The sequence below is a fragment of the Streptosporangium amethystogenes subsp. fukuiense genome, from assembly GCF_042665875.1.
Lineage (GTDB): Bacteria > Actinomycetota > Actinomycetes > Streptosporangiales > Streptosporangiaceae > Streptosporangium > Streptosporangium fukuiense.
The window spans coordinates 9954632-9969678 of sequence record NZ_JBHTEE010000001.1; the positions used below are offsets into that span (position 1 = coordinate 9954632).

Here is a 15047-nt window from a genome sequence, read left to right on the forward strand (position 1 = left end):
CTTACCTCCCGCGTGGGTGCCCGAATTAGGCGTATTGGGCATGATCTCACGTGAGACGGGGGGGCTCGCAGGGAAACTGGAGAACGCCCCTCTGAACTGGAGTCCGGTTGGGTCGGTCGGCGGGTCCTGCATGGGCAGGCCGACCTCCAACGGATCCGGGCCCCGCCCCGGCTCTACTGAATGTGCCACGGTGAAAAGAGTAAACGCGAAGGACGTACGAGGTCACAACAGGTGCATAGCCATCGGGTCTCGTTCGCTCCGGCGAGTGCGGAAATCCTCATTCTGCCGACCTGCTCGGACGGCTGTCTCCTGTTTGCCGCGATCGGGTCTGTTTCCCCAGGCCACGAATACGCCTTGCGGGCTGCGATAGTCTTGCTCTATGCGTGCCGCGACCCTGCTTATCGGGCCGCATCGGCCTCCCCGTCCCTGAGCGCCCTGCCGATGCGGCCGCCCTCCGCGTGAGCGGGGGGTTTTTGCATTGGGCCAGGCGGGTCAGACCATCCACGCAGACATACCCGAGGGAAAATCGACGTGAGCGAGCGAGCCGACATGCAGAGCGACGAGCAGCACTATGACCCGCAGGCCCTGCAGGTCAAGTGGCAGCGCAGGTGGGAGGAACTGGACCCCTTCCGGGCCTCCGACGACCCCGCCGACCCGCGTGAGCGGCGCTACATGCTCGACATGTTCTCCTACCCCTCGGGCGACCTGCACATGGGGCACGCCGAGGTGTTCGCCCTGGGCGACGTCATCTCCCGCTACTGGGTCCAGCGCGGCTACAACGTGCTGCACCCCGTCGGCTGGGACTCCTTCGGCCTGCCCGCCGAGAACGCCGCGATCAAGCACAACGCGCACCCGGCGGAGTGGACCTACGCCAACATCGAGACCCAGGCCAACTCCTATCGGCGCTACGCGATCTCCTTCGACTGGTCCCGCCGCCTGCACACCAGCGACACCTCGTACTACAAATGGACCCAGTGGCTGTTCAACCGCTTCTTCGAGCGTGATCTGGCCTACCGCAAGGGCGGCCTGGTCAACTGGTGCCCGAACGACCAGACCGTGCTGGCCAACGAACAGGTCAAGGACGGCAGGTGCGAACGCTGCGGCGCCGAGGTCGTCCGCCGTGAGCTGACCCAGTGGTATTTCAAGATCACTGATTACGCCGACCGGCTGCTGGACGACATGGCCCTGCTGGAGGGCGGCTGGTCCGAGCGCGTGCTGACCATGCAGCGCAACTGGATCGGCCGATCCGAGGGCGCCGACGTCAACTTCGTGATCGAGGGCCGTGACGAGCCGGTCACCGTCTACACCACCCGTCCCGACACCCTGTACGGCGCCACCTTCTTCGTGGTCGCCCCGGACGCGCCGCTGGCCGAGGAGATCGTCACCGACGACCGGCGCGAGGCGTTCGAAGCGTACCGGGTTGAGGTGTCCAAGCTGTCCGACATCGACCGGTTGTCCACCGAGAAGGAGAAGACCGGCGTCTTCCTGGGCCGGTACGCGATCAACCCGGTCAACGGGGAGCGCATGCCGGTCTGGGCGGCCGACTACGTGCTGTCCGACTACGGTCATGGCGCGATCATGGCCGTGCCCGCGCACGACCAGCGCGACCTGGACTTCGCCCGTGCCTTCGACCTGCCGGTACGGGTCGTCGTGCACACCGGTCTGGCCGACCCCGGTGAGACCGGCATCGCCACCGCCGGGGACGGTGCGATGGTCAACTCCGGCCCGCTGGACGGCCTGACCAAGGCCGACGCGATCAGGAAGATCATCGAGGTGCTGAGCGAGCGGGGCACCGGCCACTTCACGGTGAACTTCCGGCTGCGCGACTGGCTGCTGTCCCGCCAGCGCTTCTGGGGCTGCCCGATCCCGATCATCCACTGCGCCGACTGCGGCGAGGTCCCCGTCCCCGACGACCAGTTGCCCGTCACCCTGCCCGACATGCGCGGCGAGGCCCTGGCGCCCAAGGGCGTCTCCCCGCTGGCCTCGGCCGAGGAGTGGGTCAACGTCTCCTGTCCCAAGTGCGGCGGCCCGGCCAGGCGCGACACCGACACGATGGACACCTTCGTCGACTCCTCGTGGTACTTCCTGCGCTACGTCGACCCCTCCTACGAGGACGGCCCGTTCGACGTCGAGCGCGTCCGCAGGTGGGGCCCGATCGACCAGTACATCGGCGGCGTCGAGCATGCCGTGCTGCACCTGCTGTACGCCAGGTTCTTCACGAAGGTCCTGCACGACATGGGCATGGTCGACTTCGTCGAGCCTTTCACCCGCCTGCTGAACCAGGGGCAGGTCATCAACCAGGGCAAGGCGATGTCCAAGTCGCTGGGCAACGGCGTCGACCTGGGTGAGCAGATCGACGCCTACGGTGTCGACGCGGTCAGGCTGACCGTCGTCTTCGCCGGCCCGCCCGAGGACGACATCGACTGGGCCGACGTCTCGCCGGCCGCGTCCCAGAAGTTCCTGGCCCGGGCGTTCCGCGTGATGGTCGAGGCGGGGGCGGCCTCCGCTCCCGGCGTCGACTTCGCAGGTGGCGACCTGAACCTGCGTAAGGTCGTGCACCGCACGGTCGACGAGGTCACCAGGCTGGTCGAATCGCACCGCTTCAACGTCGCGGTGGCCCGGATGATGGAGCTGACGAGCGCGACCCGCAAGGCCATCGACTCCGGGCCCGGCGCCGCCGACCCTGCGGTCAGGGAGGCCGCGGAGACGCTGGCGGTCATGCTCTCCCTGGTCGCGCCGTACGCGGCCGAGGAGGGCTGGGAGCGGCTGGGACACAGCGGCTCGGTCGCACACGCGGGCTGGCCGGCGGCGGACCCGGCGCTGCTGGTCCAGGACTCCGTCACCTGCGTCGTCCAGGTCGCGGGCAAGGTGCGCGACCGGTTGGAGGTCTCCCCGGAGATCTCCGAGGCGGACCTGGAGGCACTGGCGCTGGCGTCGGAGAAGGTCCAGGCGTTCCTGCCCGGCGGCACGCCGCGTAAGGTCATCGTGCGCGCGCCCAAGCTGGTCAACATCGTCCCGTAGACGTTCGAGCGGGGCGCCCGTCCGGCGGGCGCCCCGAGTCGTTCATGGGCGAACCGGGGGTCGGCTCATCCGGCCTGGGCGGTGTCGTCTGTTCGTCGTGCCGTCACCTGAGAAAACGCCGGGCGACCGGCACCCCGACGTCGGGGTGCCGGTCGCCCGGCGTGTCGTGCGTTCTTGGGCGCGTGCCTCAGAGCTTGCGGAGGACCGCCACGACCTTGCCGAGCACGGTGGCCTCGTCACCCGGGATCGGGTCGTAGTTGGGGTTGTGCGGGACCAGCCAGACGTGGCCGTCCCTGCGCTTGAAGGTCTTGACCGTGGCCTCGCCGTCGATCATCGCCGCGACCACGTCACCGTTGTCGGCCACCGGCTGCTGGCGTACGACCACCCAGTCGCCGTTGGCGATGGCGGCCTCGATCATCGAGTCTCCGGTCACCTGGAGGAGGAAGAGCGTGCCCTCGCCGACGAGCTGCTTGGGCAGGGCGAAGACGTCCTCGATGCTCTCCTCGGCGAGGATCGGACCACCGGCGGCGATCCGGCCGACAAGTGGCACGTAGGCGGCGGTCGGGCGGCTGACCGGGGTCTCGTCCTCGCCGGAGTCGGGATCCACCCACAGCACGGGCTCCCCGGGCAGGCGCACCTCCAGAGCACGGGGGCGGTGCGGGTCACGCCGCAGGTAGCCCTTGCGCTGCAAAGCCGTCAACTGGTGCGACACGCTGGAGGTGCTGGTGAGCTGCACCGCCTCACCGATCTCCCGCATGGACGGCGGATAACCGCGCTGCTGCACGGAGTCGCGGATCACCTCAAGGATCTTCCGCTGCCTGGGGGTGAGGCCAAGGGAGTCACGCCTTCGCACCGCCAGGTCGCTGGCGGCCGAACCGTTCTCGTTGTGCTGGCTCATACGAACTCCTCGCCTCCCGGTCTGTATCTGATGTGTCGCACACAGCGACCATACAACGGCCGAAGATCATATTCAAACAATTGTTCGAATGTCCTCGATATCGGCGACGCCGTGGTGTACAACATCGTACGGGAGTTCGATCGACATCGTGTTCGATTCGCCGATCTTTCTTCGACATGTGTTCGGCCAGGTCGAGGGGATGGGGGCCACCGTGAAACCGACCGCGACGACACCACGATCCATGACCGTGCCGAGATCCCGGACCGCGCGGCGATCGCCGGGGGCACCGCTGCTTCGCCTCGTGCCGCCACCGAGATCGGAGCCCGCTCCCGCGCCGGAATCCGGCAGGGGGGCCGGGGCGGGGCGGAGCCCGGAAGGCGGAAGGGGGCCGGGGCGGCCCGGACGCGAGCGGGCGGCCGGGCGGCCGCGGGAGCCGGAGGCCGGGTGCGAGCCGACGTCGGGACTCGGGCGTGAAGTGAGGCGGAGGCGAGGGCAGGGGCCTCGGCAGGGACCCCGTCAGGGGCTTGGCCGGGGGGCGCAGGGGCGGGCGCCTGGGGCGGGAGCGGTTCGTGCGGGCGTCCGCCGCCCGGGTGCCGCCCGGCCCCGGACCGCCGGGCGGCCGCTCCGGCTCACCCGGCGTGGGAGGATCGTGGCGGTGACGGTGCTCGTGCTGTTCACCCTGGGGGCGCTCTGGCTCGGCGGGCGCATCGACACGGCCCTGGCGGGCGAGCGGACAGGTCATGAGGGCCTGTCCCGGATCACGGTGCACGCGGGCGACACGCTGTGGGAGATCGCGGACGCACTGGCGCCGGAGGGCGACGCCGGTCGGACGGTCCGCCGCATCATGGACCTCAACGGGCTGGCCGGCTCCGAGGTCCGGCCCGGAACCCGGCTCTACCTCCCCGAGGGCCTCATCCGCTGAGAAGGGGCGTGCTCCGTGGGGCGCGTGGGATTGGCCGGCCGGGTTCGGGGAAGGCGTGGGCGAGCCGTACGGGAGGGTTCGACAGGGGTCCTGCCTGACATATCGTCTGGGGCGCGTGTGAGGGAAGGGGCGCGTGAGGCGGGAGGGCGTCGCCCGAGGGGCGACACGCCGAGACGTGACGGCTGATCAGCGACTTCGTGTGGCGAGGGCCTTTCAACTTGCGTTCATGGTCGCGCACTTCTACCGTTAGACCACAACATCTAGTGGCTGCACCGCAACACTTCACCACAGATTGTGTTTCCATTACCGCCTCTCGACTATTCGAGGGGCGTGCGCGAGCGTCTCGTCATGCGCGCCATGGGGCAGGTGAGGTGGGTGAGCCACTCTCGCAGCTCAAGGAGGCGACGCGCGTGCACTGTCCGTTCTGTCGTCATCCGGACACGCGAGTCATCGACAGCAGGGCGACCGAGGACGGCGGCGCCATCCGCCGCAGGCGCACATGTCCGGAGTGCGGGCGCAGGTTCACCACGCAGGAGACGGTCCTGCTCATGGTGAGCAAGCGCAGTGGCGTGACGGAGCCGTTCTTCAGGGACAAGGTGATCGCCGGGGTCCGGCGGGCCTGCCAGGGGCGCCCCGTCGGAGAGGACTCCCTGGCGCAGTTGGGCCAGCGGGTCGAGGAGAGCATCCGGGCCACCGGATGCGCCGAGATCGCGGCCCACGAGGTCGGGCTGGCGATCCTGGGGCCACTTCGCGAACTGGACGAGGTGGCGTACCTGCGGTTCGCCTCCGTCTACCGGGGATTCGAGACCCTGGCCGACTTCGAGGCGGAGATCGAGCAGCTCCGGGCGGGGCGCTCCAGCGAGCAAGACTGAGAAAGACCCCGGGCGCCGGGGGTGAGCGGCGTGTTGGTGTGGTCCGATATGAGGGCTCGCGGAGCCCCAGGAGGGGGAAGTCATGACGGAGACCGCCGGCGCGGTGGCACGTGGGAGCAAGCGGCCGCGCAAGGGCCTGAGGATGAAGCGCATCTTCACCACCCCAGGCGTGCACCCCTATGACGAGCTGTCCTGGGAGCGCCGCGACGTCGTCATGACCAACTGGCGCGACGGCTCGGTCAACTTCGAGCAGCGTGGCGTCGAGTTCCCCGAGTCGTGGTCGGTCAACGCCGCCAACATCGTGACCACCAAGTACTTCCGCGGCGCGGTCGGCACCCCGCAGCGGGAGTGGAGCCTCAAGCAGCTGATCGACCGGGTGGTGGGCGTCTACACCCGTACGGCGGTCGAGCACGGCTACTTCGCCGCCGAGGAGGACGTGGAGATCTTCGACCACGAGCTCAAGCACGCTCTGGTCAACCAGGTCTTCAGCTTCAACTCCCCCGTCTGGTTCAACGTCGGCACGGCGTCGCCGCAGCAGGTCAGCGCCTGCTTCATCCTGGCCGTCGACGACCAGATGGAGTCGATCCTCGACTGGTACAAGGAAGAGGGTGTGATCTTCAAGGGCGGTTCCGGTTCCGGCGTCAACCTCTCCAGGATCCGTTCCTCCAAGGAGCTTCTCTCCAGCGGCGGCACCGCCAGCGGCCCGGTCTCCTTCATGCGCGGAGCGGACGCCTCCGCGGGCACCATCAAGTCCGGCGGCGCCACCCGCCGTGCCGCCAAGATGGTGGTCCTCGACGTCGACCACCCCGACATCGAGGAGTTCGTCGAGACCAAGGCGCGCGAGGAGGACAAGATCCGCGCCCTCCGTGACGCCGGGTTCGACATGGACCTGGGCGGCAAGGACATCGTCTCCGTCCAGTACCAGAACGCCAACAACTCCGTGCGCGTCTCCGACGAGTTCATGCGCGCGGTGGAGAAGGGCGAGGAGTTCGGCCTGCGTGCCCGGCTCACCGGTGAGGTCATCGAGAAGATCGACGCCAGGAGCCTGTTCCGCAAGATGGGCAAGGCCGCGTGGGAGTGCGCCGACCCCGGCGTCCAGTACGACGACACGATCAACGACTGGCACACCAGCCCCGAGACGGGCCGCATCACCGCCAGCAACCCCTGCTCGGAGTACCTGCACCTGGACAACTCCTCGTGCAACCTGGCGAGCATCAACCTGCTGAAGTTCCTGAGGGACGACGACACCTTCGACATCGCGAACTTCGTGAAGATCACCGAGCTGATCATCACCGCGATGGACGTCTCCATCACCTTCGCCGACTTCCCGACCGAGAAGATCGGCGAGACCACCCGTGCCTACCGCCAGCTCGGCATCGGCTACGCCAACCTCGGCGCGCTGCTCATGGCCACCGGCCACGCCTACGACTCCGAGGGCGGCCGCGCCCTGGCCGGAGCCATCACCTCGCTGATGACCGGCGCCTCCTACCGCCGCAGCGCGGAACTGGCCGCGGTCGTGGGCCCGTACGACGGCTACGCCCGCAACGCCGACGCGCACAAGCGGGTCATGCGCAAGCACAACGACGCCAACGAGGCCCTGCGCACGTTCGAGAAGATGGACGGCGACATCCACCACGAGGCCTCCAAGCAGTGGGCCGAGTGCCTCAGGCTCGGTGAGAAGAACGGCTACCGCAACGCCCAGGCCTCGCTGCTCGCGCCCACCGGGACCATCGGCCTGATGATGGACTGCGACACCACCGGCATCGAGCCCGACCTCGCCCTGGTCAAGTTCAAGAAGCTCGTCGGCGGCGGTTCCATGCAGATCGTCAACCAGACGATCCCGCGCGCGCTCCGGCAACTGGGCTACCAGGAGGAGCAGATCGAGGCGATCGTCGAGTTCATCGCCGAGCACGGCCACGTCGTCGACGCCCCCGGCCTGCGTCGCGAGCACTACGAGGTGTTCGACTGCGCCATGGGCGAGCGCGCGATCGCACCCATGGGGCACGTCCGGATGATGGCCGCGGCCCAGCCGTTCCTGTCCGGCGCCATCTCCAAGACCGTCAACCTCCCCGAGTCCGCCACCATCGAGGACATCGAGCAGGTCTACATGGAGGGCTGGAAGCTCGGCCTGAAAGCCCTCGCGGTCTATCGCGACAACTGCAAGGTCGGCCAGCCCCTCTCGGCCGCCGGCAGGAAGACCGAGGCGAAGGAGGCCGTCGCCGAGCCGGAGATCCAGGTCGTGGAGATCAGCCGCCCGACCCGTCGCCGGATGCCGAACCAGCGTCCCAGCACCACCACCCGCTTCACCGTGGGCGGCGCCAAGGGCTACATGACCGCCTCCTCCTACCCCGACGACGGCCTCGGCGAGGTCTTCCTGAAGATGTCCAAGCAGGGCTCGACCCTCGCGGGCGTCATGGACGCCTTCTCGGTGGCCATCTCCATCGGCCTGCAGTACGGGGTGCCGCTGGAGACCTACGTCGGCAAGTTCGTCAACATGCGCTTCGACCCGGCCGGCATGACCGACGACCCGGACATCCGGATGGCGGCCTCGGTGATGGACTACATCTTCCGCCGCCTGGCCCTGGACCACCTGCCCTACGAGGACCGCGCCGCCCTCGGTATCTTCTCCGCCTCCGAGCGCGCCGCCCAGCAGCGTGGTGAGGACCCGGCCCCGATCCACGCCGACGAGGTCATCGCCGAGCTCGCCACCTCGGCTCCCATCGAGGAGCTCCAGAGCCGAGCCGAAGCGGTGCCGGTGGAGACCCCCCGGGTGGCCGGCTCCCTGGAGTCCCACCAGGGCCGCACCGCCGACGCGCCGCTCTGCATGACCTGCGGCACCAAGATGCGCCCGGCGGGCAGCTGCTACGTCTGCGAGGGCTGCGGCTCCACCAGCGGCTGCAGCTGATTCCAGCGCCATCCAACGTGAGATGGCGGATCGATGCGGGGAGTCGACGATGACAGGTCGGCTCCCCGGATCGTCGGGTACGGCTGGGCCGGCCACCGGTGGGCATGGCCGCCGCGTCCTCCCGCCGCCGTCTGTGACCGCGCGCGAGGTCGTGCGAGGGCGGCGGCGGGGGTCTCCGATCCGTCTGGCACCCTGGTCGGGTGATCGAGGAGTTCGAGGCGGAGCGACCGAGGATGTTCGGCCTGGCCTACCGGATGCTCGGCTCGGCGGCCGAGGCCGAGGACGTCGTCCAGGATGCCTACCTGCGCTGGAGCGGCGCCGAGCGTGAGCACATCGGCTCCCCGGGAGCCTGGCTGGCCAAGGTGGTCACCAACCTCTGCCTCAACCGGCTGACCGCCGCCTGCGCCACCCGCGAGCGCTACGTCGGCTTCTGGCTCCCCGAGCCCGCGCCGACCGGCGCGCTCGGTCCGATGGAGACCGCCGAGCAGCGCGACGCGGTGTCCATCGCCTTCATGCTCCTGCTGGAGCGGCTCACCCCGGCCGAGCGGGCCGTCTTCGTGCTGCGGGAGGCGTTCTCCTACGGCTACCGCGAGATCGCCGAGGTGCTCGATCTGTCCGAGGCCAACTGCCGCCAGTTGTACGGCAGGGCCCGACGCGGGGTCGGTGAGCGCCCGAGGTTCGACGCCCCGGGTGAGCAGCGGCGCAGGATCGTGGAACGGTTCCTGGCGGCCGCCACGAGCGGCGACCTGGCGGGGCTGGAGCGGCTGCTCGCCGACGACGTGGTCGTCTGGGCCGACGGTGGCGGCAAGGTGCGCGCCGCGCTGCGGCCGATCACCGGCAGGGATAAGGTCGTCCGCTACCTCGCCGGGATCGCCGGCAGGTACGGGCAGGCGGAGTTCGCCCATGCCGATGTCAACGGTCAGGACGCGGTTCTCTTCCGGTACGGGGGAGAGGTCATCGCGATCTTCGTGATCGAGGTCTCCGCCGAGACCGTCGTCGGCCTGCGTGTCGTGCTCAATCCGGAAAAGCTGTCACATTTGAAAGAGGTCGCCGGTTCGTAGGGGTATGACAGAAAACATTCTGATAACCGGTGGTACGGGAGTCCTTGGCCGCCATGTTGTGGACCGCCTCGCCAGGGCCGGTCTTCCGGCCCGGGTGCTGAGCCGTACGCGCGGGCCCCACATCGGAGACCTGACGACGGGGGCGGGACTCGGCCCCGCCCTCGGCGGGGTCAATACGGTCATCCACCTCGCGAGCGACCCGCGCGACTCCTCGGCGGACGTCGAGGCCGCCCGGCGGCTGATCGCCGCAACGCCTCCCGAGGCCCATCTGGTCTACATCTCCATCGTCGGCGTCGACCGGCACCCGTACACGTACTACCGGCACAAGCACGAGGTCGAGAAGCTGATCGAGGACTCGGGACTGCCGTACACCATCCTGCGCACGACACAGTTCCACAATCTGGTGGTGCTCAAGCTGGTGAAACTGGCGAAGTCGAAGGTCATGCCGGTCCCGGCCGGGACGGACGTCCAGCCGGTGGAGGTCACCGAGGTCGCCGAGCGGATGGTGGAGCTGGCGCTGGGCGCACCCGCCGGGCGGGTGCCCGACATGGGCGGCCCGGAGATCGTGAGCGCGGCCGAAGCGGCGCGGACCTATCTGCGGGTCACCGGCAGGCGCGGGCTCGTCATGCCGCTGCCCGTACCCGGCAGGGTCGCCGCCGCCTTCCGGCGCGGAGTGCACCTCGCGCCCGACCACCCCGACGGGCGCGGGACCTTCGCGGACTTCGTCTCCGCGGCCGCCGGCCGGAGCGGGTACGAGGCGGGATCGGAGGGACGATGAACGAGACGGCCTCCACCGCGCGCGTGCCGTTCCGCACCCGGAAGGCACCGGGCGGCGAATAGGCCGGCGGCCGGACCGCGCACGGAAAGGAGCCGGAAACGGAGAAAGACCCGCCCGGGCGGGTCTTTCGCGATGGTGGTCAGGCGGCGGAGGTGGGGCCGCTCGTCTGTGGAAAGCGCAGAACGTTGCGGCCCGTGTAGGCGCTGAGATCGACCACCTTGGCGTCGCCGGTCACTCCACGGCGTGTCGCGGAACGAATATCCCTGATCTTGAGCCGTGCGACATATGGTGGCACGACCACAAGTCTCTTCATTGAGCCCCCCGGCGTGATGGTTCCGTTATATGAAATATCTACAGATCGCCGCATAAGACTGCCGTAAAGACCAGGTCAATAGGGGAGTGGGCGACCCGAGGGAGATCTCAGATCCAGACCGGAGGCGCGGGCGGGGCGATGTGCGCGCCGCCGCCGGATGATCCTGACGCGTCGAATGATCTTCCTCCCCTCCTCGGGCTCGCCATGCTATGCGTCGCCTGACACCGGCGTGCCCGAGGCTGGTGGGCCCGGCACGCGCGAAAGTCCGTACGAGCCAACCTAGTCCGCTCCCGCCCTCTGGATCAACCGGTTTGGCTACGGAGGGAATCTAGGCATGTGCTTACCGTGACGGCGGCCTGAGGTTGGACGCTGATCGCCGGGATCGTCACGACCCGTGCCGCCGGCATCTCCGGCCGCCACGGCACGACGTGTTTTTCGCGGCGGACGCGCGCCGAACGCGGCACGTCCGGTGCGGGCCCGGCTAATCTGGCGACCGGCCGGCCCGTGACGTCTCCGATCTCCGAACGGTCCTCCCCGGCCGGCCGGAAGCAGGCATCCTGGTCGGTGTTCCCGGCCTCGTCGAGGCCGCCCAGCGGGCCACGGGCCACGCCGGCCGCGAGAGTTTCGTCACCGTGCACGCGAGGAGGGCGAGACATGTTCGGAATGTTCGGCACTCCGCGAACTTCGCCGTCCTCGGGGGCGTCCAATCTGCCGTTGAACGGAGTGTGAGTTGAGCGCGACACTTATCGACGGTGATCCGCAGCGGCTGGGCGGTTACTGGCTGGCGGGGCGGTTGGGTGCGGGTGGTCAGGGTGTGGTCTACGAGGCGTACGACGCCGTGGGCAGGCGTGTGGCGGTGAAGGTGCTGCACGGTGACGCCGGGAGTGATCCGGAGTTGCGTGAGCGGTTCGGTCGTGAGGCCGCCGCGGCTCGGCGGGTGGCCTCGTTCTGCACGGCGGGGGTGCTGGACGCGGATCTGGACGGGCCCAGGCCGTACATCGTCAGCGAGTACGTCGAGGGCCCCAGCCTGCGCAGGGCCGTCGCCGAGGGGCGCCGCTTCACCGGAGGAGACCTGCACCGTCTCGCCACGGCGATCGCCACCGCGCTGACCGCCGTCCACGAGGCCGGGGTCATCCACCGCGACCTCAAGCCCGACAACGTGCTGCTGGGTCCCGACGGTCCCCGCGTGATCGACTTCGGCGTCGCCCGCACCGAGGACATGTCACTGACCGCGACCGGCATGGTGGCGGGCACCCCGACCTACATGGCCCCCGAGATCTTCATGGGCCAGCGCGCGAGCGCCGCCGTCGACGTCTTCGCCTGGGGCGGGATCATGGTCTTCGCCGCGACGGGTGCCGACCCGTTCCGGGCGGAGAGCCTGGGCGGGATCATGCACCGCGTGCTGTCGGTACAGCCCCAGCTGGACATGCTCCCCGAGCACCTGCGGCCGTTCGTCGCCGCCTCCCTCGCCAAGGACCCCGCCGCGCGGCCCACCGCGAGGGACCTGCTGCTCGCCCTGGTCAGCGGGGACGGCGCCATCGACACACCGAGGCTGCTGGCGGCGGGCAGCGACGCCGGGGCCCAGATCCGCGCGGCCTCCGCCGACCCCGCGCTCGGCACCCTCGCCGAGGACGCCTACGTCGCGCTCGGCCCGGCCGAGCGCGAGATCGCCCCCGAGGTCTTCCTGCGACTGGTCACCGTGACCGACGACGACCAGCTGGTCGTACGGCAGGCGCGGTGGGCCGAGCTCCTCGACGGGCGCGAGGAGGGCGAGGTGGCCGCGGTCCGGCGCCTGGTGGAGGTGTTCTCCTACCTGGTCGCCCACGACGACCAGGAGGTCTGGCTGTCGCGGCCCGCGCTGCCGCAGGCCTGGCCGAGGCTGCGCATGTGGGTCCAGGCCAACCGGGACGGTCTGGCCGTGCACCGCGGCATCCTGACCGCGGCGCGGCGCTGGCAGGCCCAGGGGCACCGGGACGGCGACCTGTTCCAGGGCAGCAGCCTGGAGAACGCCATGCGCTGGGCGGCCACCGGACGCCGCAACATCACGCTCAGCCCGGTCGAGCGGGACTTCCTGGAGGCGGGTGCCGCCCTCACCCGGCGCCGCGCCCGCCGGAGCCGGGTGCTGTCCGGCACGCTGGCCGTGCTGCTGACGGCCGCGCTGGTCGCCGGGGTGCTCGCCGTGCAGCAGAGCAGGGTGGCCGACGCGCGCAGCGCCGTCATCGCCTCCCAGCGTGACCAGGCGACGGCCGCCCGGCTCGCCGCGACGGCCGACGCGCTGCGGATCGCCGAGCCGGTCAGGGCCATGCTGCTCAGCGTGGCGGCCTGGAAGCTGGCACCGGTGCCCGAGGCCAGGGCGAGCCTGACCGGTTCGCTGACCCAGCGCGAGACGGCGACCTTCCACGACCCGGCCGCGGGAATACACACCCTCAGGGCGCTGAGCGCCGACGGGCGCACGCTCGTCAGCGCGAGCGACGGCGAGGCACGGCTCTGGGACGTGCGGACCGGCAGGCGCATCGGCGGTCTCACCGGGATCGGTGACGACCTGCGCGTGATCGCGCTGAGCCCGAGCGGCAGGCTGCTCGCCGTGATCAGCGGCCTGAAGCTGAAGCTCTGGGATGTGGCGACCGGCAAGCCGACCGGCGCGGTCCTCGCCGTCCAGGGACGCGACGCGGGGGGCGACACCGGGGCGTTCTTCGGCCGGTCCGACGACTGGCTCATCGTGACCCAGGGGGAGGGACTCACGGTCTGGAACCACCTGGACGGCAGGAAGCTGTACCCGCCCGCCGCGGGCGTCGACTTCGACATCACCGCGGACGGGCGTGGGATCGCCGTCGGCGGACTGGACGGGGAGCCGGCGGCCTTCACCCTGGACGACCTGCGCAAGATCCCGCTGGGCACCCGCTGCAACGGGTGCGGACTGCGGGTGGCCTACAGCCCGGACGGCGGGACCGTCGCGGTCTCCCGGGGCAGGAAGCTCGAACTGCGCGACGCGTCCACCGGGGCCGATCTAGACCGCTTCTTCGAGGGGAGTGCCGGGGGAGACCTGGTCTTCAGCCCCGACGGGCGCTTCCTGGCCGCGGTGACCGACACGGCCCTGCGGGTCTGGCGGGTAGGGGACGGCAGGCTCCTGCTCACCCAGAAGCTCGACGGGTTCATGCCCATCGTGGCCTTCGATCCGGACGGGCGGACGCTGCGCTACCTCACCGAGGACTCGGTGACGACCCTCGACGTCGGCGCGCTGACCAGGCCCACCCCGCTGAAGGGGCCCGGGACCAACTGGGCGGCGCTCAGCCCCGACGGCCGGCTGCTCGCGTCCAGGGACGAGGGGGCAAGTGAGATCGTCATCCGCGACGTGCGCCGGCGCACCCGGACCGGCGCGCTGAACGTCGGGCCCGAAGGCGCCGACGGCGCCTTCGCGATGGCCTTCAGCGCGGACGGCGGACGGCTGGTGGCCAACACCGGTGGTGACAGTTCCCGGCTGACCGTATGGGACGTCGCCACCGCCAAGCGGATCGCCGCCGTCGAGACGACCAGAGCGGGACAGGTGTTCGCCCTGGCGATCAGCGCGGACGGCACCGCGGTGGCCTCCTACACCCTCTACTTCGATTCGACGGGTGCCTCGGTTGGGGAGATCACCGTGTGGGACCTGCCCAGCGGCAGACTCCGCTGGTCAAGGCCTCAGCAGTTGGTCGACGGGCTGGTCTTCACCCCCGACGGCAGGACACTGGCGGTCGCGGGGGGAGAGCACCGGCTGCTGGACGCCTCGACGGGCGAGCCGTTCGGCGAGACGTACGGCGCGCCCACCGTCACCATCCCGACCACCGCGCTGGCCTTCGACAAGGACGGCGCCCGCTTCGCCGCGGTCGACAACGTCGGGCGGATCTCGGTGTTCGAGACCCGGAGCAGGAACCGGGTGGGAAACCTGATCAGGAGCGAACCGGCCCCGAAGGCGATCCTGGCCTTCTCGCCTCGCGGAGACGTCGTCGCCGGCGCGGTGAACGACCGTTCGGTGGGGCTGTGGGACGTGGTGACCGGACGCCGTCTCGGCCCGCCGATCGCCGCGCAGAGCGGTGAGTTCCGGTCCCTGGCGTTCAGCTACGACGGGGCCCGGCTGGTCGTCGTCGACTCGGCCGGCACCCTGGACGAGTATCCGGTCGAGCCGGAGGCGGTGGCGCGAGCGGTCTGCGAGCGCGCGGGCCGCACCCTCGCGCGCGAGGAGTGGCGCACCTACCTGGGTGACCTGCCCTATCGCAACGTTTGCCCCGGTTAGAAGAAAC

10 protein-coding genes are annotated in these 15047 nt (G+C 70.0%); 7 read left to right on the forward strand and 3 right to left on the reverse strand.

All coding sequences use genetic code 11. The features are described 5' to 3' along the window. The first annotated feature begins 549 nt into the window (after positions 1-549). Positions 550-3021 (forward strand): leucine--tRNA ligase, encoded by a 2472-nt coding sequence (gene leuS, locus ACFQVD_RS44200; protein ID WP_343972548.1) that lies wholly within the window; start codon positions 550-552, stop codon positions 3019-3021. Positions 3022-3208: 187 nt separating this feature from the next. Here the strand turns inward: leuS and lexA are convergent, their stop codons facing one another. Beyond that, positions 3209-3919 carry a transcriptional repressor LexA gene (gene lexA, locus ACFQVD_RS44205; RefSeq protein ID WP_343972512.1) on the reverse strand — a complete coding sequence of 237 codons (711 nt, stop codon included), beginning with the start codon at positions 3917-3919 and terminating at the stop codon, positions 3209-3211. Positions 3920-4574: 655 nt separating this feature from the next. Here lexA and ACFQVD_RS44210 point away from each other — a divergent pair. The 5 genes from ACFQVD_RS44210 (at position 4575) to ACFQVD_RS44230 (ending at position 10457) form a co-directional block, all read left to right on the forward strand. Further along, positions 4575-4841 carry a LysM peptidoglycan-binding domain-containing protein gene (locus ACFQVD_RS44210; RefSeq protein WP_364154889.1) on the forward strand — a complete coding sequence of 89 codons (267 nt, stop codon included), beginning with the start codon at positions 4575-4577 and terminating at the stop codon, positions 4839-4841. A 410-nt stretch (positions 4842-5251) separates the two neighbouring features. After that, complete coding sequence (nrdR, locus tag ACFQVD_RS44215; RefSeq protein WP_343979261.1) at positions 5252-5713, forward strand: transcriptional regulator NrdR; 462 nt, start codon at positions 5252-5254, stop codon at positions 5711-5713. Between the two features lie 82 nt (positions 5714-5795). Next, positions 5796-8618, forward strand: a complete 2823-nt coding sequence (locus ACFQVD_RS44220) for a vitamin B12-dependent ribonucleotide reductase (RefSeq protein WP_343979241.1) — start codon at positions 5796-5798, stop codon at positions 8616-8618. 200 nt (positions 8619-8818) lie between these two features. After that, positions 8819-9679: an RNA polymerase sigma-70 factor gene (locus ACFQVD_RS44225; protein ID WP_343979238.1), complete on the forward strand. Its 861-nt coding sequence runs from the start codon at positions 8819-8821 to the stop codon at positions 9677-9679. A gap of 4 nt (positions 9680-9683) precedes the next feature. Further along, positions 9684-10457 (forward strand): SDR family oxidoreductase, encoded by a 774-nt coding sequence (locus ACFQVD_RS44230; RefSeq protein ID WP_343979235.1) that lies wholly within the window; start codon positions 9684-9686, stop codon positions 10455-10457. A gap of 139 nt (positions 10458-10596) precedes the next feature. Here the strand turns inward: ACFQVD_RS44230 and ACFQVD_RS44235 are convergent, their stop codons facing one another. Together ACFQVD_RS44235 and ACFQVD_RS44240 are read right to left on the reverse strand one after the other, a co-directional pair. Then, the gene (locus ACFQVD_RS44235; protein ID WP_343979232.1) at positions 10597-10770 is read right to left on the reverse strand and encodes a hypothetical protein; all 174 of its coding nucleotides are present in this window, start codon (positions 10768-10770) and stop codon (positions 10597-10599) included. A gap of 302 nt (positions 10771-11072) precedes the next feature. After that, positions 11073-11408, reverse strand: a complete 336-nt coding sequence (locus tag ACFQVD_RS44240) for a hypothetical protein (protein WP_343979229.1) — start codon at positions 11406-11408, stop codon at positions 11073-11075. A 92-nt stretch (positions 11409-11500) separates the two neighbouring features. Between ACFQVD_RS44240 and ACFQVD_RS44245 the strand changes: the two genes are divergently transcribed. Next, the gene (locus ACFQVD_RS44245; protein WP_364154895.1) at positions 11501-15040 is read left to right on the forward strand and encodes a WD40 repeat domain-containing serine/threonine protein kinase; all 3540 of its coding nucleotides are present in this window, start codon (positions 11501-11503) and stop codon (positions 15038-15040) included. Positions 15041-15047 lie beyond the last annotated feature (7 nt).

What these genes read in the sequence shown, in the direction of transcription:
- ACFQVD_RS44230 (WP_343979235.1), top strand. Translation starts at nt 9,684, where the DNA reads ATGACAGAAAACATTCTGATAACCGGTGGTACGGGAGTCCTTGGCCGC.
- ACFQVD_RS44235 (WP_343979232.1), bottom strand. Translation starts at nt 10,770, where the DNA reads ATGAAGAGACTTGTGGTCGTGCCACCATATGTCGCACGGCTCAAGATC.
- leuS (WP_343972548.1), top strand. Translation starts at nt 550, where the DNA reads ATGCAGAGCGACGAGCAGCACTATGACCCGCAGGCCCTGCAGGTCAAG.
- ACFQVD_RS44220 (WP_343979241.1), top strand. Translation starts at nt 5,796, where the DNA reads ATGACGGAGACCGCCGGCGCGGTGGCACGTGGGAGCAAGCGGCCGCGC.
- lexA (WP_343972512.1), bottom strand. Translation starts at nt 3,919, where the DNA reads ATGAGCCAGCACAACGAGAACGGTTCGGCCGCCAGCGACCTGGCGGTG.